Source organism: Cribrihabitans pelagius, from assembly GCF_048820915.1.
GTDB lineage: Bacteria > Pseudomonadota > Alphaproteobacteria > Rhodobacterales > Rhodobacteraceae > Cribrihabitans_A > Cribrihabitans_A pelagius.
In genome coordinates, this window is record NZ_JBMERR010000032.1 from 1 (window position 1) to 21,152 (window position 21,152).

Annotated in this window: 19 protein-coding genes and 3 pseudogenes; 11 read left to right on the top strand and 11 right to left on the bottom strand. The window is 64.3% G+C overall.

Annotated elements, in window-relative coordinates:
* Window positions 1–199 precede the first annotated feature (199 nt).
* A pseudogene (locus tag ACOHX0_RS20305) lies at window positions 200–997 on the top strand (IS5 family transposase).
* 305 nt (window positions 998–1,302) lie between these two features.
* Here the strand turns inward: ACOHX0_RS20305 and ACOHX0_RS20310 are convergent.
* The gene (locus tag ACOHX0_RS20310) at window positions 1,303–3,453 is read right to left on the bottom strand and encodes a TonB-dependent receptor (protein WP_420679059.1); all 2,151 of its coding nucleotides are present in this window, start codon (window positions 3,451–3,453) and stop codon (window positions 1,303–1,305) included.
* A 260-nt stretch (window positions 3,454–3,713) separates the two neighbouring features.
* On the opposite strand from ACOHX0_RS20310, the gene ACOHX0_RS20315 reads away from it, so the two are divergent.
* The 10 genes and pseudogenes from ACOHX0_RS20315 to ACOHX0_RS20360 all read left to right on the top strand — a co-directional run.
* A complete protein-coding gene (locus tag ACOHX0_RS20315) occupies window positions 3,714–4,145 on the top strand; it encodes a ParB N-terminal domain-containing protein (protein WP_420679060.1) in 432 nt (143 codons plus the stop codon).
* Window positions 4,142–5,515, top strand: a complete 1,374-nt coding sequence (locus ACOHX0_RS20320) for a Y4yA family PLP-dependent enzyme (protein WP_420679061.1) — start codon at window positions 4,142–4,144, stop codon at window positions 5,513–5,515. The genes ACOHX0_RS20315 and ACOHX0_RS20320 overlap by 4 nt, the downstream gene beginning before the upstream one ends.
* The gene (locus ACOHX0_RS20325) at window positions 5,516–6,526 is read left to right on the top strand and encodes a cysteine synthase family protein (protein WP_420679062.1); all 1,011 of its coding nucleotides are present in this window, start codon (window positions 5,516–5,518) and stop codon (window positions 6,524–6,526) included.
* On the top strand, window positions 6,523–7,662 hold the full coding sequence (locus ACOHX0_RS20330; protein WP_420679063.1) for an NAD/NADP octopine/nopaline dehydrogenase family protein: 1,140 nt from the start codon (window positions 6,523–6,525) through the stop codon (window positions 7,660–7,662). Before ACOHX0_RS20325 ends, ACOHX0_RS20330 begins: the two co-directional genes overlap by 4 nt.
* Window positions 7,584–9,551 (top strand): IucA/IucC family protein, encoded by a 1,968-nt coding sequence (locus ACOHX0_RS20335; RefSeq protein ID WP_420679064.1) that lies wholly within the window; start codon window positions 7,584–7,586, stop codon window positions 9,549–9,551. The genes ACOHX0_RS20330 and ACOHX0_RS20335 overlap by 79 nt, the downstream gene beginning before the upstream one ends.
* A complete protein-coding gene (locus ACOHX0_RS20340) occupies window positions 9,548–10,777 on the top strand; it encodes an MFS transporter (RefSeq protein ID WP_420679065.1) in 1,230 nt (409 codons plus the stop codon). The genes ACOHX0_RS20335 and ACOHX0_RS20340 overlap by 4 nt, the downstream gene beginning before the upstream one ends.
* Window positions 10,778–10,809: 32 nt before the next feature.
* Entirely contained in the window at window positions 10,810–11,946 is a 1,137-nt protein-coding gene (locus tag ACOHX0_RS20345) for an ABC transporter substrate-binding protein (RefSeq protein ID WP_420679066.1), read from the top strand.
* Window positions 11,943–13,010 carry a FecCD family ABC transporter permease gene (locus ACOHX0_RS20350; protein ID WP_420679067.1) on the top strand — a complete coding sequence of 356 codons (1,068 nt, stop codon included), beginning with the start codon at window positions 11,943–11,945 and terminating at the stop codon, window positions 13,008–13,010. Before ACOHX0_RS20345 ends, ACOHX0_RS20350 begins: the two co-directional genes overlap by 4 nt.
* Window positions 13,004–13,756: an ABC transporter ATP-binding protein gene (locus ACOHX0_RS20355; protein ID WP_420679068.1), complete on the top strand. Its 753-nt coding sequence runs from the start codon at window positions 13,004–13,006 to the stop codon at window positions 13,754–13,756. Before ACOHX0_RS20350 ends, ACOHX0_RS20355 begins: the two co-directional genes overlap by 7 nt.
* A gap of 326 nt (window positions 13,757–14,082) precedes the next feature.
* Window positions 14,083–14,455 (top strand): annotated as a pseudogene (locus ACOHX0_RS20360) (transposase); the annotation flags it as partial.
* Between the two features lie 203 nt (window positions 14,456–14,658).
* On the opposite strand, the gene ACOHX0_RS20365 reads toward ACOHX0_RS20360, so the two are convergent.
* From ACOHX0_RS20365 to ACOHX0_RS20410, 10 genes and pseudogenes are all read right to left on the bottom strand, one after another.
* Complete coding sequence (locus tag ACOHX0_RS20365; protein WP_420679070.1) at window positions 14,659–15,495, bottom strand: TonB family protein; 837 nt, start codon at window positions 15,493–15,495, stop codon at window positions 14,659–14,661.
* The gene (locus ACOHX0_RS20370) at window positions 15,492–15,875 is read right to left on the bottom strand and encodes an ExbD/TolR family protein (RefSeq protein WP_420679072.1); all 384 of its coding nucleotides are present in this window, start codon (window positions 15,873–15,875) and stop codon (window positions 15,492–15,494) included. Before ACOHX0_RS20370 ends, ACOHX0_RS20365 begins: the two co-directional genes overlap by 4 nt.
* A 10-nt stretch (window positions 15,876–15,885) precedes the next feature.
* On the bottom strand, window positions 15,886–16,263 hold the full coding sequence (locus tag ACOHX0_RS20375; protein ID WP_420679073.1) for an ExbD/TolR family protein: 378 nt from the start codon (window positions 16,261–16,263) through the stop codon (window positions 15,886–15,888).
* Window positions 16,264–16,267: 4 nt separating this feature from the next.
* Window positions 16,268–17,218, bottom strand: a complete 951-nt coding sequence (locus ACOHX0_RS20380; protein ID WP_420679074.1) for a MotA/TolQ/ExbB proton channel family protein — start codon at window positions 17,216–17,218, stop codon at window positions 16,268–16,270.
* Window positions 17,215–17,697 carry an SIP domain-containing protein gene (locus tag ACOHX0_RS20385; protein ID WP_420679075.1) on the bottom strand — a complete coding sequence of 161 codons (483 nt, stop codon included), beginning with the start codon at window positions 17,695–17,697 and terminating at the stop codon, window positions 17,215–17,217. Before ACOHX0_RS20385 ends, ACOHX0_RS20380 begins: the two co-directional genes overlap by 4 nt.
* A 402-nt stretch (window positions 17,698–18,099) precedes the next feature.
* Window positions 18,100–18,570: a hypothetical protein gene (locus ACOHX0_RS20390; RefSeq protein ID WP_420679076.1), complete on the bottom strand. Its 471-nt coding sequence runs from the start codon at window positions 18,568–18,570 to the stop codon at window positions 18,100–18,102.
* Window positions 18,567–18,896 carry a tyrosine-type recombinase/integrase gene (locus ACOHX0_RS20395; RefSeq protein WP_420679078.1) on the bottom strand — a complete coding sequence of 110 codons (330 nt, stop codon included), beginning with the start codon at window positions 18,894–18,896 and terminating at the stop codon, window positions 18,567–18,569. The genes ACOHX0_RS20390 and ACOHX0_RS20395 overlap by 4 nt, the downstream gene beginning before the upstream one ends.
* A 600-nt stretch (window positions 18,897–19,496) precedes the next feature.
* On the bottom strand, window positions 19,497–20,693 hold the full coding sequence (locus tag ACOHX0_RS20400; protein WP_420679077.1) for an IS256 family transposase: 1,197 nt from the start codon (window positions 20,691–20,693) through the stop codon (window positions 19,497–19,499).
* 110 nt (window positions 20,694–20,803) lie between these two features.
* Window positions 20,804–20,899, bottom strand: a pseudogene (locus tag ACOHX0_RS20405) (IS5/IS1182 family transposase); the annotation flags it as partial.
* Between the two features lie 77 nt (window positions 20,900–20,976).
* Window positions 20,977–21,152: transposase (locus ACOHX0_RS20410; RefSeq protein ID WP_420679079.1), on the bottom strand; the 176-nt coding region annotated here is incomplete at its 5' end.

The window sequence follows — 21,152 nt, forward strand, 5'->3', positions numbered from 1 at the left end:
CGAACCATCGGCCTGGCCCGCGCCAAGGCGACAATTACTCTGGCCAACATGGTCTGCAACATGGGCCGATTGCGATGGCTTCTCAGCCGAACTGCGCCCGCCTAACGGCTCACGCCCCTCGAACCTATAGCGCTAGGGTCAGGATGCATTGATTTCCGCCGCACTGCATGCTTCACGGCTCGGAAAATGGAGCTGTGACATGAGCGATCTTTTCTGGCTGGCCGACGAGCAGATGGCCAAGCTCACCCCCTTTTTCCCGAAGCCGCATGGCAAGCCTCGGGCCGATGACAAACGGGTGCTGAGCGGGATTATCGTCATCAATCGCAATGGGTTGCGCTGGCGAGATGCCCCCGACGCCTACGGGCCGCACAAAACGCTCTACAGCCGGTGGAAGCGTTGGAGCGAAAAAGGTATCTTCGCGCGGATGATGGCCGGGCTGGCCGCCGAACACGGCGAGAAAAAGACGGTAATGATCGATGCGACCTATCTGAAGGCACACCGCACAGCGACCAGCATGGCCGCGAAAAAGGGGGGCGTGGTCGCCTGATCCCTTGCCCGGCAGGGCATTGCGCAGCAATGTCCCGAGAGGGGGCGAACCAAGGGAGGTATGAACACCAAGTTGCATGCCATTTGCGACAGTCAGGGCCGACCTCTCAACCTGTTCGTGACCGCCGGGCAGATGAGCGATTATATCGACGCACGGGCGCTGCTCAGCAGCCTCCCAGGCGTCGATTGGTGGCTCGGGGACCGAGGCTATGACGCCGACTGGTTCCGAGAGGCGTTACAAGACAAAGGGATACGCGCCTGCATCCCCGGCCGAAAGCAACGCAAGATCCCGGTCAAATACGACAAGCGCCGGTATAAGCGGCGAAATCGCATCGAGATCATGTTCGGCAGGCTCAAGGACTGGAGGCGTGTGGCAACCCGCTATGACCGCTGGCCGAAAGTCTTTCTCTCAGCCATCGCCCTCGCAGCAACCGTCATCTGCTGGTTATGAATCCTGACCCCAGGGCAAAAGGGGTAGAGGCACGCATATTACTTCCTGCAGAAAGCTGTTAAGAAATATTTCCCGTGGCCTCCCCATTCTGGCGGCACGGCTCGCCAGTTCCGCGGCCAGCGCAGTGACCCGCGAGACCTGCGACTGGAAAGTGAAGACGAGCACCCGCGGGGCCAGGTTGCGCTGTACCGTCTTCGCTTCCAAACTTCGATGTAAACCGGAAACCGTCGACAAGTGGCGTGAATGCAACAGATTCCCTTGTAGAATGCCAGGCGCTTTTGCAGAAAGCGCCTGGCAGCGCATCATCAGAAACTGGTCGTCATCGACAGCCGGAATGTGCGCGGCGCGCCTTGCGAGAAGGTGCCGAAGCTGGCGACGCCGCCATAGTAGCCCGCGTCAAATAGGTTTTCGATTTCGGCCTGGAAGGTGACCGGACGGCTGCTGATCTCGGTGCTATAGCGGGCGCCCATGTCGAACCGGTTCCAGGATGAGACTTCCTGAGTATTCGCGGCATCGACATACTGATCGCCGGTGTGGATCACATTGCCGGACAGGGTCAGGCCAGCAAGGAACGGTGTATCCCACTCTGCCCCCAGATTGGCCTGCAAGGAGGGGACCCCGATGGGCTCGTTTCCGTGCATCGCGGGATCGGTGGTATTCCGCAGTTCGCCGTCAAGCAACGTCACCCCGCCCAGCAGCCGCAGCCCGGGCGCCATTTCCCCGAAGATGCTGAACTCCAGCCCCCGGTTGCGCTGCTCTCCGGATTCGGCAAAGACATTGCCGCTGTCCAGCTGGCTGAAGGGCTTGTCGATCTGGAACGCGCTGGCCGTGACAGTCCAGTCATTAAGGCCGATTTTGGCCCCGATCTCGATCTGCTCGGATTTGGCGGGCGCCAATGTTTCGCCAGCGTTGGCGGCAATCGTGGGGGCGGTGTCGCCGACGCTTAGCCCCTCAGCGTAATTGGCGTAGAGCGACACGTTCTCCTGCGGCTTGACGACAAGCCCGATCAAAGGGGTGACCTCATCTTCGCTGGAGGACGCGGTGACGGCTCCGCCGCTGAAGTTCTGAGTGTCCACATGCTGCCAGCGCAGCCCGAGTGTCAGCTGCGTCCGGTCCCCGAAGAAGGACATCGTGTCGGCCAGCGAAATGCCTGAGAATTCATTTTCGGACACCTTCGGCACGCTGCCCGGCTGCGCCACGAATTGCGGGGGGTGGCTGATCGGATCGAGGATATTGGTGGACAGCGTCGTGCCGTTGTTGGCCGCACGGTGGAGTGTGCCCTTGTAATAGTTCGCCTGGATCGTGCCCGCATGCGAAACTTGCCCCGTCTCGAACTCACCGCGCAGACCGATCTCGCCCACCGTCCGGTCGATGTCGAAGATGAAATTTTGCGGCGTGGTATTGGCGTTGCCGTCTGAATCGAGAAGGATGGGAATTCCGAAAAACCGTTCGACACGGGTGTTGCCGGCACCGGCGGAGGCGAACAGAGTCAAACTGTCGCCGAAATCGTATTCCACCCGCCCGAGCGCCGACACATCGTCGACCTGAGATGTTTCCCAGGGCTGCTGAACATTGGTCCGCCCGTCCGGGGCATCCGGGATTTCGAACCCGGACAGCGCGAAAATCGGCCGCAGCGGTGCTTCGAACTCCTCCCGCTGGGCGATGAGGTCAAGCGTCGCCCTGAGCCGGTCGCCGCGGTAGTCGAGGGCCAGCGCCCCGACCGCCGCCTCGCGCTCTTGATGGTCGATGGCCGTATCCCCGGTGTGATAGCTGCCGTTGAAGCGCAGCCCGAACTGGCGGCCGGCGCCGAATCTCCTGCTCAGATCGAGGTGGGTCCCGCCTTCCAGCTCCGAAGCATAGTCGAAGGTGAGCTGGTTCAAGTCTTCCTCGGCCGCCCTTTTCGGGACGACGTTGATAGAGCCGCCGACGCTGTTGTTCGGGGAGATCCCGTGCAGCACGCCCGCCGGCCCCTTGAGCACCTCGATCCGCTCCGCGTACTCGGTGAAGATCCGGAAGGCCGGGGCGATGCCGAAGACACCGTCAAAAGCGATTTCGCCGAAATTGCCTTCGTTGATCGGAAAGCCGCGGATAAAGAAAGAGTCCAGCATTCCGCCCGGCGAGGCTGTGTTGCTGACGGAGGCGTCGTTCAGCGTCACGTCCGCCAGGGTGCGGGCCTGCTGATCCTCCATCGTCTGAGCCGTATAGCTGGTGATGTTGAAAGGCGTATCCATGATGTCGCGGTTGCCAAGCAGACCCAGGCGGCTGCCTTGTGCCACCTGACCGCCCGGATGCGCTGGAGGCAAAACGCCAATCGTTGCGGTTGAAGGCCTTACTTCCCTGCCATTTACCACGATTGGTTCCAGAGTAATGGCGTCCTGTTCAGTCGCGTCCTGGGCAACGGCACCTTTGCCCGCCACAAGCGCCAAAGTGGCCAAAAGGCTAATATTTTTTCTCATCCAGCGTCCTTTCACCGGCATTGATGGTTAAATCTTGCCTTGCCCTGGTAAGGACTGGGTGAGAAGGATGGGGGGGGCGTAAGCTAGTTGACTCTTTTAGTCAACTAGCCGTGAGGGGCGGCTAGGAAAGCTATCTGGCACCGGCGATCTATGTGTTGACAGCTCAACCTGAACGGACTAGAGCGTCCCTGCCAGCATATTCCGACTGTAATTGTCAGGATAGCCAGTCTTATCCCTCCGTGAATTCCAGGCTGGCCAGAATGCAGTATACCCTCATATCGCCTACTCGTTTGACCCCCACGGAAGAAGTGGATTTCGACAGGGTCGCAGAGCTGCAGGCAAAAATCCTGCGGGGCGGCCGCTGGACCGTGCCGGTCACAGTGGAAAAGAACGCATTGTTCGTGATGGATGGCCACCACCGGCTGGCCGTTGCGCGCCGGCTGCGGCTGGCGGTGATGCCTGCCGTTCTGCTGGGATACGACGCGGTGCAGGTGGAAAGCTGGCGGCCCGGTGAGACCGTCACCCCCGCAGATATCTTTGCAATGGCCCGCAGCGGCCGCAAATTCCCGTACAAAACGACACGCCATGTCTTTCCGCAGAATCTGCCCGGCTGCGACGTGCCGCTGGAAAGCCTGCGCTGCGCAATTCCGGCAGACCCGGCGTCGGCACATATCGCGGTGGCAGCACCATGACCCTGCATTGCCAAAAGGCGGGCGCGGGCCTGCCCCCGATTCTGCGGCCCCGGATAGCGGAACTGCTGACCAGCGGCAGCGCGCGCCTTGCGGATTGGGTTACGCAGCATGGTTCGCCGCTCAATCTGATCTGGCCCGATGAGCTGCCAGGGAATACCGCACAGCTGACGGGTGTTCTGGACGAATACGGTGTCCGGCACATGATCTATTACGGGGCGAAAGTGAACAAGTCGCCTGGCCTAATGAATGCGGCCCTGCGGGCCGGGGCGGGCATTGACGTCTCAAGCCTGTATGAATTGCGCGACGCCAGGCGGCTTGGCGCCGGAGGCGCCCGTCTGGTGGCGACGGGCCCGGCCAAGACGGAGGCGTTCCATCAGGAACTCATTGATTGTAACGCCTTGATCTCCGTGGATTCTCCTGAAGAGCTGGAGGATCTTTTGCGGTGCCTGCCCGCGCATGGGGCGGGACAGCGGGTGTTGTTACGCTTGCGTCCGGAAGGGCAGTCCGCGAGCCGCTTTGGGATGCCGGCGGATGCCATCCGGCAGTGTCTGGCGCGCATTGACGGCGATGGCAGGATTGATCTTGAAGGCCTGCATTTCCATGTCAGCGGGTATCACTGGGAGTCCCGCGCAGCGGCCCTGATGGAGGCCGCAGGCCTGATCGCCGAGGCCCGTGCAATGGGCTTTGCGGCGCGCATGATCGACATTGGCGGCGGCCTGCCGGTCCAATATGTGGACCCTCTGGCGTATGAGACGCATCTGGCGGCACAGGCCCCGGAGGACTACCGCACCGGGAAGGTGCCGGAGTCCTTCTACCCCTACGGCGGCACGCTGTCGGCGGCGGACTGGCTGCGCCAGCTTTTGCAGGCACCGGCCGGCGGCGGACGCAGCATTGCCAGGTATCTTGCCGATGAGGATCTGGTGCTGGCGATGGAGCCCGGCCGCGCGCTGACGGATCAGGCGGCGGTTTCCATCTTCCGGGTCTCCCGGGTGAAAGCCCTGGGCGCTGGCGCGTATGTCATCTTTGCCGAAGGCAGCAGCTTCAGCGCCTGCGAGACCTGGTTTGCCTCTGAATATCTGGTGGATCCGGTCCTGATCCCGGCCGAAACGCCGCCCCCCGCAGCAGAGCTTGTCCGGGGCTATCTGGCGGGTCACAGCTGCCTGGACGAGGATGTCCTGAGCAACCGGTGGCTCACCTTCCCCGTGACCCCGCAAGCCGGAGATCTTCTGGTTTACGCCAACACCGGCGGCTACCAGATGGATCTCCTTGAAAACGAATTCCACCGCCACCCGATGCCGAACCGCCTGTGCGTGGTTCCGGACGCGAATGGGCAGCCGGCACTCATCCCTGACACACTTGGAGAGGCATAAATGCTCTATACGTCCACAACCCAGCTGATCGGCCAGACGCCGCTCATGTCGATTGCCGTCCCGAACCGCGACGCCGTGCTGGTGCTGAAGATCGAGAAGAACAATCCCGGCGGATCGATGAAGGACCGCATGGCGCGCAGCATGGTGCTGGCCGCGCTTGAGGACGGGCGGCTGGCCCCCGGCGGGACGATCGTCGAATCCTCGTCGGGGAATACCGGCATCGGGCTGGCATTGGCGGCGCTCGAGTTCGGCCTGCGTTTCATCGCGGTGGTCGATCACCATGCGGCGCCGGACAAGATCCGCACGATGCGCGCGCTCGGTGCGGAGATCCGCTATGTCGAAGGCGATTTCCGCGAGGATGAAGTGGCCGTGGTCGAGCGCCAGCGCATGGCCGCACAGCTTGGCGCGCAGCTGCCCGGAGCGCTGTTCATGAACCAGTCCGACAATCCCGCAAACCCGGAAGGCTATGCCGGGTTTGTCGATGAGCTTCTGGGGCAGCTTCCGGAGGGCATCGACGCCTTTGTCGGATGCGTGGGGACGGGCGGGTCGATGACCGGGATTGCCCAGCGGCTGAAGCGGATTAACCCTGCCGTGCGCACGATCGCGGTGGAGCCGGCGGGCTCCATTGTCTTTGGCCAGCCCGGGCATCCCTATTACCAGTCCGGAACCGGAACGCCGGAGGGGGATGAGGTCGGCAAGGTGCTCGACTACGGGTGCATCGACGAGGGCGTGCAGGTGACCGACAGCCAAGCCTTCGAGACGGCGCGCTATATCGCCCGCCGCAAGGGGCTGATGGTCGGCGGCTCCACCGGCGGCACCATCTACAAGGCGCTGGAGTTCATTGCCGCCGGCAAGCTGACCGGCACGGTTGTGACCCCGGTTGCCGATGGCGGCGAGAAATACCTGGGCTCGGTCTTCGACGACGGCTGGATGGCAGAGCGCGGCCTGCTGGATCCGGCGGTGGCGGCGCGGCTGGACGCCTGGCTGTCGGCAGAGGCGCGCGCGGCATGAAGGTCACGATTTGCGGCGGCGGCCAAACCGGCCACCTCTACGCCGTGCTGTTCAGGCAGCGGCCGGACATCACCGTTTCCGTTCTGACCGGCAGCCCTGAACTGGCCGAAGGCTGGGCCCAGGGCGACGGCGTCTGGCAGGCGGTGACGGCGGATGGCCGGACCCTGGGCGCGCGGCCCGACTATGCCGGCACCGACGCGGGCGAGGCGCTGCGGGACACGGATATGGTGATCGTGACGCAGCCTGCCCAGGCGCGGCCGACGCTGATGCGCCAGATCCGCGCGCATCTGCCGGCGGACAAGCCCGTCTATCTGGGGGCGATCCCGGGGGCCTGCGGCTTTGACTGGCTTGCGGAAAACGCCCTTGCGGGGCTCGGCAACGTGGTGATCTGGGGCATGAAGGATGTTCCCCATACGGCCTTCGGGCTGGTTCCGGGCCGGATGGTGCGCATGGGCGGCAGTAAATCGCAGCTTTTCGCGGCCCTGCACCGGCGCGAAAGCGCTGCCGCCCGCGCGGCTCTGTCCGGGATGCTCGCCCGGCTGTTTGATGCGCCGGTCACGATGCTGAACGATTTTCTGGAAATCACGCTGACACCGGGCAACGCCCTGATGCACCCCGCGGTGCTGTATGGGCTGATCGGTCCCGGTGCGCCGTGGCAGGACAAGCCTTTCGACCAGCCGGTATGCTGGTGGAGCGACTGTCCGCGCGCCAGTGCCGAACTGCTGGAAGCGTGTGACGCGGAGAACCAGCGCATCCGCGATGCGGCAACCGCCCGGCTCGGCACGGATCTCAGCTCGGTCAAGCCGCTGCGGCAGGAGCTGATCGAGGCTTATGGCGGCCAGATCGAAGACGGCCGGACCATGTACGCGCTGCTGCGCACCAACCGGGCCTATGGGGGCATTCAGGCACCGCTTGTGCCTAATCCAAACGGGGCGGGGCTGGTGATCGACCGCGAAAGCCGGGCCTTTCACGAAGACATCGCCTTTGGTCAGGCCCTGCTTGTGACGATGGCCGCGCGTTTGAATGTGGCGGTTCCCGCTATCACGAAAATTTATCAATGGGCCTGCCGGTACCACGGTGGTCTGGCGGATGTGAAGCCGGACTACGTGCCTGCCGCCTGGCCGGAGGCCGCCTGATGGAAGGGACAACGATGACTGCCGAAGATGCCGATCCCCAGGCACGCGATGCGCGGCTCTGGGAAGCTGCATCGCGCAATGCGCTTGGCCGGCTGATCCGCTGCCTGTTTGCCGAGCATCTTCTTGACCCCGGTGCATTGCTGTGGGCGCGCGACGGCCGCCAAGCGTGGTTCCCTGTCTGGGCGTCGCGCCGGGTCCTGCATTTTACCGATCTGTGCTGTGCTCCGGCGGGAACGCTGCAGAACCGCGGGCATATCGAGGTGCTGGACGACACCGGCACCTGCCACCGGATTGACGATGCCGCGTCCCTGATAGCGGAGGTTGCGCTGGCTCTGTCCATTTCGCCCGCGCCGGACGGCCTGGAGCATCTGTTGCGCGATGTCAGCAACAGCATGCACAATGATGTCATGGCACGCCGCCACCGGGAAAGCTGGAGCGCCGATCTGCGCCGGGACATTGCCGGGGCAGGCGCCTCCGGTTTCATCGCCTATCTTGAGCGGAGCCTGCCGCCGCATCTGGCAGCCATGGCGCTTGATCAGTGGGGCGCCCTCGAAGGCCATCCCTTTTATCCGACATGGAAGGCCAAGCCCGGCCTGTCGCCGGAAGATGTGCGGGCTCTGTCGCCCGAGTTCGGCGCCCGGGTTCCGCTGCGCATTGCGGCGCTCCGGCGGGATTGGGCCTATGTGGAGACGATGCCGCAGGCCGGCAGCTATCCGGACTGGTTCGCGCGGAACTTCCCCGGTCTCTGGCGCGACTGGACCGAGGGTTTGCAGGCGCGGGGGAAATCGCCGGATGACTGGCTGCCGCTGCCCGTCCACCGGTGGCATCTGGACAATTTCCTGTGCCGGAAGTTCGAGGCCGAGATCGCAGCCGGCATTTTCGATCCGGACGGCCCCGAGATCATGACGCTGCCGTCGATGTCGTTCCGGACAATGCTGCCGGACACGCAGGAGCCCAGACCCTTCATCAAACTGCCGGTGGCGGTCTGGCTGACCAGTGAGCAGCGCACCCTGCAGGCCAAGTCGATCCACATGGGTCCCCGCCTCAGCACCCTGATTTCGGACATTGTCGCCAAGGAGGAGGAGCTTCGCGATACGCTCGAGATCTTCACCGAGGAAGTTGGCATGATCCTGCGCCATCCCGAGACCGGCGACGAGCACCCGGGGCGGTTCCTGTCGGTGGTGTACCGCAATACGGATGCTCTGGCGCGCGAAGACGGGTTGCTGCCGGTCGCCGTCGCCGCGCTGTTGACGGCCGGCCCGGCTGACGGCCGGCCTCTGATCTGCGAACTGATCGCCAGAAATGGCGACGGGAGCGAAGCGGCGGTATCGGCGTTTTTCCGTGCCTACGCCCGCACCGTCATCCGGCCGACGCTCACGATGTATCTGCTCTACGGGATCGCCTTCGAGGCGCATCAGCAAAACAGCACGGTGCTGTTCGGCCCCTCCGGGCAGCCGCAGAAGCTGCTGATCAAGGATTTCGGGGACGGCCGCAGTTTCGCGCCGCTGCTGGAGGAGCGCGGTTACCGTCTGAAACCATTCAGTCAGAAGGGGATTTTGCCCACGTCCTTTGACCAGGACATCAGCCTTGTGCGCTCTTTCGTCATCGACGCCTGCTTTGTCTGCCATCTGCATGAGATGGCCCTGTGCCTGAGCGAACAGTATGACATCCAGGGTAGCGGCTTGTGGCGCATTCTGCGCGAAGAAACCGCGGCGGTGTTCGACGCGCTGCGGCCGCGCGTGTCGTCGGACATGTTCTGGCAGCAGGAACGCGCCGCGTTTCTGGAAAGCCCCTGGCCGACACGCTCGGTGCTGCGGATGCATCTGGAGCGCTATCGCGACTACCGGGTCGAGCATGACCTGCCCAACCCGCTGGCGGAGGCGGAATGACGGACGTCTCGGCCGGTTTCCGGAGCTTTGGATCCGTCTTTGCACTCCTGTTCGGGCTGCAATTCGTTTCCATGGGCGCGATGGAGATGAGCGGCCCGTTCTGGCCGATCCATATCAAGGCGCTGGTGCCCTCGGACAGTGTTTTCGGGCTTGCCGGAATTGGTGTCTATGTTTGCCCGATGCTGGGCATATCGCTCACCAGCGCCTTCTGGGGGCGGATGGGGGACCGCTACGGCAACCGGCTGATGATGGTGCGCGCCCTGGCGGGGCTGGCGGTGACGCAACTGCTCATCGCCTTTGCGTCCGATGTCTGGACGATCCTGGCGCTGCGCTTTCTCCAGGGGGCGTTTGCGGGCTATATCGCGCCGGCCCAGGCCTATGGCGTGCAGGTCACCGAGGGGCGCAACCGCGCCGGCCTGTTCGCGTGGCTGCAGGTGGCGACCAATGTGGGGTCGCTGGCGGGGGCGTTTCTGGGCGGGCTGATACTGGACGCGCTGCCCTTCGCGGCCATCAATCTGACGGCGGGCATGATCTGCGCCCTATGCGCCGTCATCGCCTGGGCAAGCCTGCCGGTGCCGCCGGCCGGGGCCGCCGCGGCAAGGCCGGCGCCGGTGCAGGCACCAACCGGCGCGGCGCCGAGTGCGGCACCGGTTGCGGGTCTCTTGATGCTGATGGGCGTGCTGCTGGCAAGCCGCATGGTGCTGCAGGTTCCGTTTGCCCTCTATATGACACAGGTTTTTGGCGCGCAGCATTGGATAACCGGCCTGAGCTACGGCCTTCTTGCACTGGGCTTTGTGGTCGCCGCACCTTTCTGGGCGCGGCTGTTCGAGGGGCGGTCGCCCGCCTTTGTTTTGGGCGGGAGCGTGCTGATTTCAGTCGGCTGTCTTGCCGTCACCCATCTGGCCGGGATCACGGGGTCTGTGGCCGTTTTCGCGGCGTACTATTTCGTCTGGGGCGCATTGCTCGGGGGAACGACGCCGGTGCTCCTGTCCCTTATTTCAACCGCAACGCAAAGCGACCGGCAGGGCTCGGTTCTGGGCATTGCGCAGGCCTGCCAGCAGGGCGCTTCGATTGCCGGAATCGCCGCCGGTGTTGCCGTGACCCAGTTGATGGGCTTGCAGGCCGCGTTCCCGCTGGTCTCAGCCCTTTACGCGCTGTCGTGCCTGCTGGCGCTTGGCCTGTGGCTCAGGCTGCGCCGTTTCACCCAGGAAGGAAGTTTATTGTGAAAGCGTGCAAATCCATAGTTCACGCCATACTGATGGCTGTGGCCTTGATCGTGACCGGCCCGCCGGGCGCCGCGGCCGGCGGTGAACCCGCGGCGCCGGGGCAGGGGCCGATGACCGTCACCGACATTGCCGGGCGCGAGGTGACACTGAAGGCTCCGGTCAGGCGCATTCTGCTGGGCGAGGGCCGGCAGCTCTACCTGATCGCCTCGCTGCTTCCGGAGGATCCTGTGTCGCCCATAGTTGGCTGGCGCAACGATCTGATCGAGGCCGACCCGGCCACCTATGCGCGCCATGTCCAGGCGTTTCCCGGCCTGGCCGCGCTGCCCGCCTTCAAGGGCCAGGAAGACAGCCTGATCGACATTGAATCCGCCATCATCCAGAAGCCGGACGTGGTTCTGCTCAACCTCGAAGCGATGCGCGCCAATGAGGACGCCCGGTATGTCGAGAAGCTGGCGGCGCTGGACATTCCGGTGCTCTACATCGACTTCCGCCACCATCCGCTGAAAAACACCGAGCCGACCATCCGCCTGCTGGGCCGGCTTCTGGGGCGTGAGGCCCGGGCGGAAGAGATCATCGCCTTCCGCAATCAGGCCATAGCGCGGGTCACCGGCGTGCTGGCCGAACACGATCCGGAGCGGCCCAGCGTCTTTATCGAGCGGATCGGCGGCTATTCCGAAGATTGCTGCCTGTCGTTCGGGGCCGAGAATTTCGGCAAGTTCGCCGAGCTGGCCGGGGGGCACAATATCGGCAGCGATATCATTCCCTCCACCTTCGGCCAGCTCAACCCGGAGCAGGTGATCGTTGCCGACCCGGAGCATGTGGTCGTGACCAGCGCCGACTGGGAGGCCTATGTTCCTGGCGGCCGCTGGATTCCGCTGGGACCGGGCGCCGATGCCGCGGAGGCACGCAGGAAGCTTGAATGGTTCACCACCCGCGATGCCTATACCGGCATTGCCGCCCAGGAGACCGGGAATTTCCACGGCATCTGGCATCAGTTCTACAACAGCCCCTATGAGTTTGCGGCGATTCAGATCATGGCGAAATGGTTTCACCCGGAGCTTTTTGCCGATCTCGACCCGGACGCGACCTTTGCGGAATTTCACCGCCGATTCCTGCCCATCAGCTACCGGCCCGGTTACAGCACCAGCCTTTCCGGTGGCCCGTCATGACGACTATGCAAACCGAAACCGCCGCCCTTGGCGGCACCGGCACCTACAGGGCGCTCAGCCTCAGGCGGCAGCTCATTCTCCTTTTGCTGACCGTCGGCTTGGGGGGTGCCGTGCTCGGCGATCTGGCGACGGGACCCGCCCGCTACGGGCTGGGTGAGGTGCTCGCCACGGTCATTGCGCCGGCCGAGGCAGACAGGCAGATGCAGGTCATCGTCTGGTCGATCCGCATGCCCTCCGCCCTGATGGCGGTGGTGGTCGGGATGGCGCTGGCAATTGGCGGCGCGCAGATGCAGACCATTCTCAACAACCCGCTGGCCAGCCCGTTCACACTGGGCATTTCCGCCGGTGCGAGCTTTGGCGCGGCCCTGGCGCTTGCCTTCGGCGTCGCCTTGGTGCCGATGGCGGGCGACTATATCGTCGCGGCCAATGCCTTTGTCATGGCGATGGCGACGGCCTTCATCATCCATCTGGCAAGCGTGCGGCGCGGCGCCTCGATCCAGACCATCGTGCTGCTGGGGATCGCGCTGGTGTTCAGCTTCAATACCGCGCTCGCCATCATCCAGTATTTTGCCGCCGAGCAGGCGGTTGCCGCGGTCGTGTTCTGGACCATGGGAAGCCTGACCAAGGCGACCTGGCCGAAACTGGCCATCACCGTGCTGGCAGTGGCGCTGACCCTGCCGGTCTTCCTGCGCCGACGCTGGCAGCTGACGGCATTGCGGCTGGGCGAAACCCGCGCGGCGAGCTTCGGCATTCCGGTGCGCCGCCTGCGGCTCGAGACCCTTGTTCTGGTGTCGCTTCTTTCGGCCATCCCGGTAGCGTTTGTCGGGACGGTCGGTTTCATCGGTCTGGTCGGGCCGCATATCGCCCGCATGATGGTCGGCGAGGACCAGCGCTTTCTGCTGCCCGCCAGCGCCCTGACCGGCGCGCTGATCATGTCCCTCAGCTCAATCCTGGCCAAGATCGCCGTGCCGGGCGCGGTGCTGCCCATCGGGATCGTCACCGCGGCGATTGGCCTGCCCGTCTTTCTTTATCTGATTCTGAAAAGTGGAAAAGAGATATGGTAGCGCTCAGCACCCATCGGCTCGGGGCGCGGTTCGGATCGCGGCAGGTGCTGCGGGAGGTCTCCCTGCCGCTCTGCCGGGGCGGCGAAGTCGTGGCCGTGATCGGCCCCAATGCGGCAGGCAAATCCACCCTGTTCCGGCGGATCGCCGGGATCCTGCCGGGCTCCGGCGAGTGCCGGCTGGAAGGCGTGCGCGACGCCGAACGCGCCATTGCCTACATGCCGCAGGATCAGACAGGCACGGCGGTCCTCACCGTTTTCGAATCCGTCCTGCTCGCCCGCAAGCAGGTCAGCGGCTGGCGGCTGGCGGCGAATGACCTGACGGCGGTGGAGCGGGCTCTCGCGGCACTCGGTATCGGTGGTCTTGCCGATGAACTGCTTTCCGAACTGAGCGGAGGCCAGCGCCAGCTTGCCGGCCTTGCGCAATGCCTGGTGCGGGAACCGCAGATACTGCTGCTGGATGAGCCCACCAGCGCGCTAGACATGCACCGCCAGCTGGAGGCCATGCGCCGGGTGCGCAGCCTGGCGCAGGACACCGGCATGTTGGTGCTGATCGCGCTGCACGATCTGAATCTGGCGCTGAAATTCGCCGACAAGGTCGCAATCCTTGCCGGAGGCACATTGCACGATTTCGGCGCCGCGGCTGAGGTGGTGACGGCGGACAACCTCGCGGCCGCTTTCCGGATCAGGGCACGGGTCGAAGCCTGCTCTCAAGGAAAGCCATGCCTGATCGTCGACGACGCGATCTGACATTTGGCAACCGGGACCAGAAAGCGCGGGGCCGTGAACAGGAGCACCACTTTTGATCGAGGCCGTGGTCACGTCGTGGCCTGCATCGACATGGCCCAATAGGAGGCGGCCGTGTCATTTCGGCGGAGATCGCCTGTTTGGCGCACACGCGGAATGAGTGGGTTATGTGGGCAGAAGTCGACAATGGCGAGAGGGCCAATGCCGCGCGCCTTGCCAAGGGTGCCGCCAGCCTGCGTACTCTGGAGGATCCGCCCACCCATTCCGGCCTTGTTGCACAAAACGTGCGGGGGATTCACTGCGTGAAACCAGCATGATTGCTGGGAGGCATAAGCAGTTGGGCCCGTACGAGATACAAGACCACGAACTGGTCGTCGCACAATAACAGTCTGAAAACAGCGCGGATCGTTGTCGATCTGGTTTGATCCGGAGATGATTTGGACGCCGCCGCCGACTGACAAGCGCGGTCGCCGGTGCCAATTTAGCGACGCCGCGATCTAAACCTGTCTGACCCTGAAGGTGCTGTTCGGCATGCCGCTGAGGCAGACGACCGGGTTCGCATAAAGTCTTCTGAGGCTGGGCGGTCAGGACTGGGCCGTGCCGGACTTCAGTACCCTGTGCCGTCGGCAGCGGAAGCTGAATGTGGCCATCCCGTACCGTGGCGGCGCGGGCCCGCTGAACCTGCTGATCGACAGCACCGGTACCCTGAATGTGCGCAACCTGATCGATGAGCGCTATGTAACCACCTGCCAGAGCGGGGCCTGCTACTTTGGCGACGGGCATAATGTGGCGCTGACCCTCACCTCGAAGTTCTGAGCTGCGGCGCCCCGGCTGAAAAAATGGGAAGAAGGCCCGCGAAGTCAGCGCGGGCTTTCTTCATTTTGCGTCAGGGCAACTTGCCCGGTCTATTTCGAGAAGCTCATCGGCAGATTGAAGGTGAGCTGGCTGAGGTTGAGTTTCTTGGGCGCGGCGGGGAACTTGCCCGCCCGGGCGACCGCCTGCAGCGCGGCCTGATCGAGGGCGGCGTTGCCGGAGGACTTGGCAATCCGGTGGCTCAGCAGCTGGCCGCTGCGGGCGACGGTGAGCCGCACCACCACCCGGCCCTTGCCGCGGGCGCCTGCGGGGTAGCGCTTGCGGCGCTCGATGCGGGCGCGGATTTTGGCTCCCCAGATGCCTTGCAGCTTGGCCTGCTGCCCGGACCGGGCGGTTGCGGCCTCGGCGCCGCCCGCGCGGCCTGCCTGCGCGTTGCCGCCAGACCCCGCGGCGCGCTGCTCGGCCCGCCCTGCCGAGGTCTGCTCGGCCTGGCGCACCTGCGGCTGCGGTTCGGGCTCGCGCCTGGGCCGGGGGCGGGGCTTGGGCTCGGGTTTTGCTTCCGGCACGGGCTCCGGCGGGGGCGGCGGGGCGGTATCCGCCTGAGGCGCCTCTGCGGGCTCGGGCCTGGCAGGCGCGATCTGCGCTGCCGCCCGCGGCGCCTGGGCAAGCTCGAACTGCGGCACCGCGGGCGCTGCGGGCGCCTGCGCCGGCGGCGCCAGAGCAGTTTCCAGCTGCGGCTCGGCCTGCGGCGGGCGCTCCCAGGCCTCCACCATTTCGGCAACGGTGGCATCGGCGGCCTGGACCGAGACGATCGCATCGCCGCCCGCGCCGCTGGACTGAGCGCCGGATCCGGGCGCCGTGGCGAACAGCGCGATATGGATCAGCGCGGCAATCCCGGCAAAAACGGTGAATTCGGCAGCGTGCTTCATTGCGAACGCACTGCCAGTTCGGCCCGGCTGAGCCCGGCGGCTGCCAGCTGCCGCAGGATGCGCGCCAGCGCCGCGGCTTCGAGCCCGGCATCGGCGCGCAGCTGCACCGTGCCGTCTTCACCGGCGGCCCCGGCCAGCCGCACCAGCGCGTCCTCGCCCTCGCCGCCATCAAAATGCATCCGGCCCTCCGCACCTATGTAAAGCACAGCCTCCGCCTTGGCCTCGGTGTCCAGCCGGGCGTCGGGCGGGGTCACCTCGAACGGTTCAGGCTGGGCCACGCGCGAGGTCATCAGGAAGAAGATCAGCAGCAGGAACACCACATTGATCATCGGCACGATGGATTCGCCGCGCGGGCGGCGGGGTGGATCGGTCAGGTCCATGGGCGCCTCCTCATTCCACCAGCACGAAATTGGTGAAGCCGGCCTGCCGCAGCAGCGCGATCACGTCGGTGATGCGCTGCAGGTCGGCTTTGTCGCGTCCGCGCAGCACCAGCATGTCATCGGGCTTTTCCACCAGCGGCGTCAGCGCTTGGGCCAGGTTGCTGTCCGCCACCGGCACGCCGTTGATGTCCAGGTTGCCCGCACCGATGCCGATCAGCCGGGGCGTGCCGTCATAGGTGCCGCCCTGGCCGGCCAGCGGCAGTTGCAGCACCGTGTCCATGCCAAAGCGCGAGGCCAGCATGAAGAACACCAGCAGCAGGAACACCACGTCGATCATCGGTGTGAGGCTGGGGCGACGGCGCGGTTTCAGGGCTTTGGTGAACTCCATCTGCTCACTCGGCAGCCAGCTTCAGTTCTGCGGAGGATGCAGCGACGAACAGGCGGGTGGCGCTATCCTCGACGTCACGGCGGATGCGGCCGATCACTGCCTCGAACCAGGTGAGCGCGGCAGAGGCCGGGATCGCCACCGCCATACCGGCGGCGGTGGTCAGCAGCGCCTCCCAGATGCCGCCGGCGAGCAGGGCCGGGTCAGCCTGGGAACCGGCTGCCTGCAGCGCCTGGAAGGCAGCGATCATGCCCAGAACGGTGCCAAGGAGGCCCAGCAGCGGGGCGATGGTGGCAATCAGCTCCAGCGCGCCGAGGCCGGCGGCGGCGCTGGCCAGCTGCAGCTTGGCGACGCGGGCGGTTTCCTCGCGGGCGCGGTCCTCGGGCAGGGTGCCAAGTGCGGTTAGCGCGGCAGCAACCACCCTGGAGCGGATTCCCCTGCGGCCCTGCACGATGGCCAGCGCGGCAGCGCGGTCGTCGGTTTCATAGACGGCCACCGCCTGGCCTGCCTTGCCGCGCGACCAGGCGCCGATAAGCGCCAGCCGCCAGGTCTTCCACAGGATCAGCGCCAGGGTGATCACCGAGAGCGCCGCGATTGCCCAGATCGAGGGGCCGCCGTCGTGCAGGAGTTTCAGCGCCTTTGCCGAAGCGTCGCTGGCGGTCTGCGCCAAGGCTTCCTGCCGGGTGAGCGGTCCGGCGGGCGGCAGCCTCTCTGCCGCAGGTGCGGCGTCACCCTGGCTGCCCTGTCCGGCGGGTTCTGCGGTGGCGACATCATCAGCGGCAGGCGCCTGAGATGCGGTTTCCGGGCTGGGGGAAGGGGCTTCCGGCAGGGTGGGCGCTGCCAGAACGGGGGCCTCGGGGGCGACGGCGGGGGCTGGGGCCGCCGGTGTTTCCTGCGCGGCAGCAATGGAAGCGGTCAGCAAAAAGGCGGCAAGCGCCGCCGGTACGCAGGTAATCATGATTGTCTCCAATAAGCGGCGATGTAGTTTTGCCCGGGGGCGGGCTTGTCCTGCCTGACGGCCTCGCGCGGTCGCTGCACATCGGCCTTCTCGCAGGCGAACCACAGGAAGTGGCCGGGGAATTCCTTGCGCGCGGCCAGCGCGCGGTCGGCTAGGCCGTGTCCGTCGCGGCGGCGCAGCCAAGTCAGGGCGATGCCTTCTGGGGCGGTGACCGGATAGGATGTCTCTCCCAGCGCCAGCAGGAAGTCATGCCCGATGAAGCTGAGCGAAACGATGCGTTTAGGTTTGGCTGGCACAGTCGTAGTGCCATAGCGGTGTTCAATAACGGTGGGGAACAGATCAGCGATGCCAGCCGCGGGCGTAAGGGCAAGGAATGACGCGGCCGGCAGCAGGACCATACTTAGCCGGTTCAGCTTTCCCGGACAGCAGCAGCCCAGCAGGCCGGCACCTGCGTTAAGAAAAAACTGACCCAGCTTCACAATTCGCTCCAGCCATTGGCACGGTATGCAACCCCGCCGGAATGTTGATTTGGAAATGGCTGGACTGTTTTCCACTCAAATGTGGCGGGCAGTCTTGCTGTATTGCGCCCGGTGAAGGCAGCTCACGCGTAATTAACCTTAGGTCTTTTGTCAAGTTAACCGCCTTGCTGATCGGTGGATGCGAAAGATTGGACACCTCCGGAAACCTCTGGCTGATCGGCGGATAACGTGATTCACTTCCCGCGTAACCGGGAGGCGGCCATGTCGAGGCAAGCAGGCTTCTGGAGCGTTGATGACCGGCAACGCCTCGGTCACGGTCGGATGCAAAGGCACATGCCTGGATTTGCGGAACTTTGTGTTCCGGACCGTGAGGACGCCCTGATCGAGATCGACATCGCCGCATCACAGGTGGAGGGCCTCCGCGAGGCGCAGGCCAGGGGCGGCAATCAATCCGAAGATCGTCTCATAGGTCGCCGGCCGCAATCCACCGCGTGGCGCAAGGCGCCGAGCGGCAGCAAGAAGATCGCAGATCTCCTGCTCCGAATAGATGTGCGGGGCCAGACGGCGATGCGCGCCGCCTAAGATTGCCATCTGCGGGAACTCGGTCGCAGGATCGAGCCGCGCCAAATTCCTGGCGAATGGACGAAGGATGTCCAGACGGCGCGCCCAGGACGAGGGCTTTGCATGCTGGGATTTACCCTGCACCCAATCCAGGGCGATGCGGGTCGCGATCGGGCCGGTATGGCCTGCCGCGTCGACGAAGCGGGCAAAAGCGGTGACCTGTTCGCCGGGAATACGCAGGTCAAACCCCAGCGCGCGACGCTTGGCCAGGTAATCCTCGGCCAGCGAGAGCAAAGTACGGGTTGCGGTCATGACGCGCTCCCCGGCCAGAGCAAGGCCACTGCTGCGAGCTTGGTCAAATCGACCTTGGCGTAGATCGCCGAGGTATCGAGGCTGCGGTGGCGCAGGACATCGGCGATATCCTTCATAGGCACGCCGGTGCGCAGAAGGCGGCTGGCCACGCTGTGCCGCAGAATGTGAACTCCCGTGCGGGACCATCCACACCTTCGATAGCTTGCCAGGATCGCACGCTCGAAGACGCCCCTCCCGATCGGCGTGTCATACGGGGCGACATGCCTGACAAATATGGCCCGGTTGGAGGTCTGGGGCCGCTCCTCGCGCAGATAGGCTGCGATTATTTGTCAGTGACATAACGCCTCGCATCCGCGGGGCGTTATGCGTTCCGCAATCTCCGCTGGAAGCACTTTGGAAGCAGATGAGGCCAAGTCGGGCTGTGGCGGACAGGCAACAGCGAGCCATGCCATCCCGGCGCAGACGGGCGTTTGCGAGCGGCGGCATCTTTGCAGGAAAAGCCGCTGTCCCGAAGCCCCGCCTCTCTGGTGCAGCAGGCCGGTTTCAGAGCAAAGCGGCCCCATCCCTAGTGCCCAGTCAGGCGGGCCAGAACATGCGGGTCGGTCGGGAAGCCGTCATTCGCTGCAAACGCATGAGAGCCCGTGGGCATCCATGGGCGCGGCACTCTGGAAGACTGGCAGGGCCCCTGGCGGTTGAGCACAGCTACAAAACCGCAGGACAAGTATATATACAGACACCAGCGCAGCAATTCCTGCGAGGGGGACACCGATATTATGAAACTTACACGCATTGAAGTCTTCAATTTTCGCAAATTGCGGCGCGCCCGTCTGGACATGTCGGATAAGCAGACTCTGCTCGTGGTAGTGTCCCAAGACGTGGTGTAGAAACCGGTGCCCGCCTGCTTCTTCATAGCCGATGTCGCTCGTTCACTGAGCGGCGATCATCGTCGTCTCTTCATTATGGTTGCATACGGCGGTCAGTTTTTCCACTGGCATGTAACGGCGGCAGACGGCCCACTCATCATTTTGCTCCAGCATGAGCGCGCCGACGAGGCGGATGACGGCCTCACGGTTGGGAAATATCCCGACCACGTTGGTGCGACGCTTGATCTCCTTGTTGACGCGCTCCAGCGGGTTTGTGCTGTGCAACTTGCTGCGCAGGCTTTCGTCATATGCCATGTAGGCCAGCACGTCGTGCTCGGCCTCATCCATCAGCTCAGCCACATCACGGAACCGGTCGCGCAGATTGTCAACGATCTCGCGCCAACGGGTGTGAGCCTGGTCGCTGCCCTTCTCGGCGAAGGCTGTCTTCACCACAGCGCTAACCACCGGCTTGCTGGCCTTGTTAACACGGGCCAGCAGGTTGCGTTGAAAATGCACGCGGCAGCGCTGCCATCCAGCGCCCAAAACCTTGTGTGCTGCGGCCTTTAGGCCTTCGTGTGCGTCGCTGATCACCATCTGTATGCCCCGCAGGCCGCGCCGGGTGAGCGAGCGTAAGAAGTCATCCCAGAACGTTTCGGCCTCGGATGGCATGACGGTGATGCCAAGAATTTCACGGCGCCCATCGGTGTTGACCGCGACAGCCACTATCACGGCCATGGAGACAATCCGCCCGCCTTCGCGCTGTTTTACATAGGTGGCGTCGAGCCACAGGAAGGGCCAGTCGCCTTCCAGCGGCCGGTTCAGGAATGCCTGCACCCGCTCGTCGATCTCTTCGCAAAGGCGCGATACCTGGCTCTTCGAGGTGCCCGTCAGTCCCATTGCGTGAACCAGATCGTCCACCGCACGGGTGGATACTCCTTGGATATAGGCTTCCTGAACCACCGCCATCAGCGCCTTCTCGGCGGTTCTGCGTGGTTCAAGGAAAGCTGGAAAATAGCTGCCCTTGCGCAGCTTCGGGATGTTCAGGCCGATGGTGCCCGCGCGGGTGTCCCATCGCCGCGGCCGGTAGCCATTCCGCTGGTTATCCCGATCCGGACTGCGCTCGCCGTGCCCGGCCCCGCAAACGGCGGCCACCTCGATGTCCATCAGTCGTTGGGCGGCGTCCTGGATCAGCTCGCGCAGAAAATCCGTGTCTTCGCTCTTGGCGATTACGCTCGGAAGATCAATCATGGTCTCGGTCATCGTGCTCTCCTTCGTTGTCATTGGTCTTTGAACAACCTCAGACAACGAAGAAGCGCGGTGGCCGCCAGCCCGGCCGACTGCGGCCTCCTACACCACGGGAGGGGGCACTACCTGCGGTCATCGACCCTGGGTTTGCCGTGGGATTTGGGAAAGAAAGGTTCAAGGCGTGCCATCTGGGCGTCGGTCAGCCAGAAAAGATCAGACATGTTCACCGCTCGTTTTTTCGAACCGTGAATCACGCGACCTATCGGAAATCAATGGGTCCTGACCCTAGGCTCAGGACTCATAGCCAGTATATGACGAGGGCTGCCAACGCGATTGCCGACAGAAAAACCTTGGGGCACCTGTCGTAGCGGGTTGCCACGCGCCGCCAATCCTTCAGTCTTCCGAACATGATCTCAATGCGGTTACGTCGTTTGTAACGGCGCTTGTCGTATCGAACTGTCGTCTTTCGTTGCT

Coding starts and splice junctions, on each gene's coding strand:
- ACOHX0_RS20320 (WP_420679061.1), top strand. CDS start 4,142: ATGACCCTGCATTGCCAAAAGGCGGGCGCGGGCCTGCCCCCGATTCTG.
- ACOHX0_RS20345 (WP_420679066.1), top strand. CDS start 10,810: ATGGCTGTGGCCTTGATCGTGACCGGCCCGCCGGGCGCCGCGGCCGGC.
- ACOHX0_RS20315 (WP_420679060.1), top strand. CDS start 3,714: ATGCAGTATACCCTCATATCGCCTACTCGTTTGACCCCCACGGAAGAA.
- ACOHX0_RS20400 (WP_420679077.1), bottom strand. CDS start 20,693: ATGACCGAGACCATGATTGATCTTCCGAGCGTAATCGCCAAGAGCGAA.
- ACOHX0_RS20365 (WP_420679070.1), bottom strand. CDS start 15,495: ATGAAGCACGCTGCCGAATTCACCGTTTTTGCCGGGATTGCCGCGCTG.
- ACOHX0_RS20355 (WP_420679068.1), top strand. CDS start 13,004: ATGGTAGCGCTCAGCACCCATCGGCTCGGGGCGCGGTTCGGATCGCGG.
- ACOHX0_RS20340 (WP_420679065.1), top strand. CDS start 9,548: ATGACGGACGTCTCGGCCGGTTTCCGGAGCTTTGGATCCGTCTTTGCA.
- ACOHX0_RS20310 (WP_420679059.1), bottom strand. CDS start 3,453: ATGAGAAAAAATATTAGCCTTTTGGCCACTTTGGCGCTTGTGGCGGGC.
- ACOHX0_RS20375 (WP_420679073.1), bottom strand. CDS start 16,263: ATGGAGTTCACCAAAGCCCTGAAACCGCGCCGTCGCCCCAGCCTCACA.
- ACOHX0_RS20380 (WP_420679074.1), bottom strand. CDS start 17,218: ATGATTACCTGCGTACCGGCGGCGCTTGCCGCCTTTTTGCTGACCGCT.
- ACOHX0_RS20330 (WP_420679063.1), top strand. CDS start 6,523: ATGAAGGTCACGATTTGCGGCGGCGGCCAAACCGGCCACCTCTACGCC.
- ACOHX0_RS20325 (WP_420679062.1), top strand. CDS start 5,516: ATGCTCTATACGTCCACAACCCAGCTGATCGGCCAGACGCCGCTCATG.
- ACOHX0_RS20350 (WP_420679067.1), top strand. CDS start 11,943: ATGACGACTATGCAAACCGAAACCGCCGCCCTTGGCGGCACCGGCACC.
- ACOHX0_RS20335 (WP_420679064.1), top strand. CDS start 7,584: ATGGGCCTGCCGGTACCACGGTGGTCTGGCGGATGTGAAGCCGGACTA.
- ACOHX0_RS20390 (WP_420679076.1), bottom strand. CDS start 18,570: ATGACCGCAACCCGTACTTTGCTCTCGCTGGCCGAGGATTACCTGGCC.
- ACOHX0_RS20370 (WP_420679072.1), bottom strand. CDS start 15,875: ATGGACCTGACCGATCCACCCCGCCGCCCGCGCGGCGAATCCATCGTG.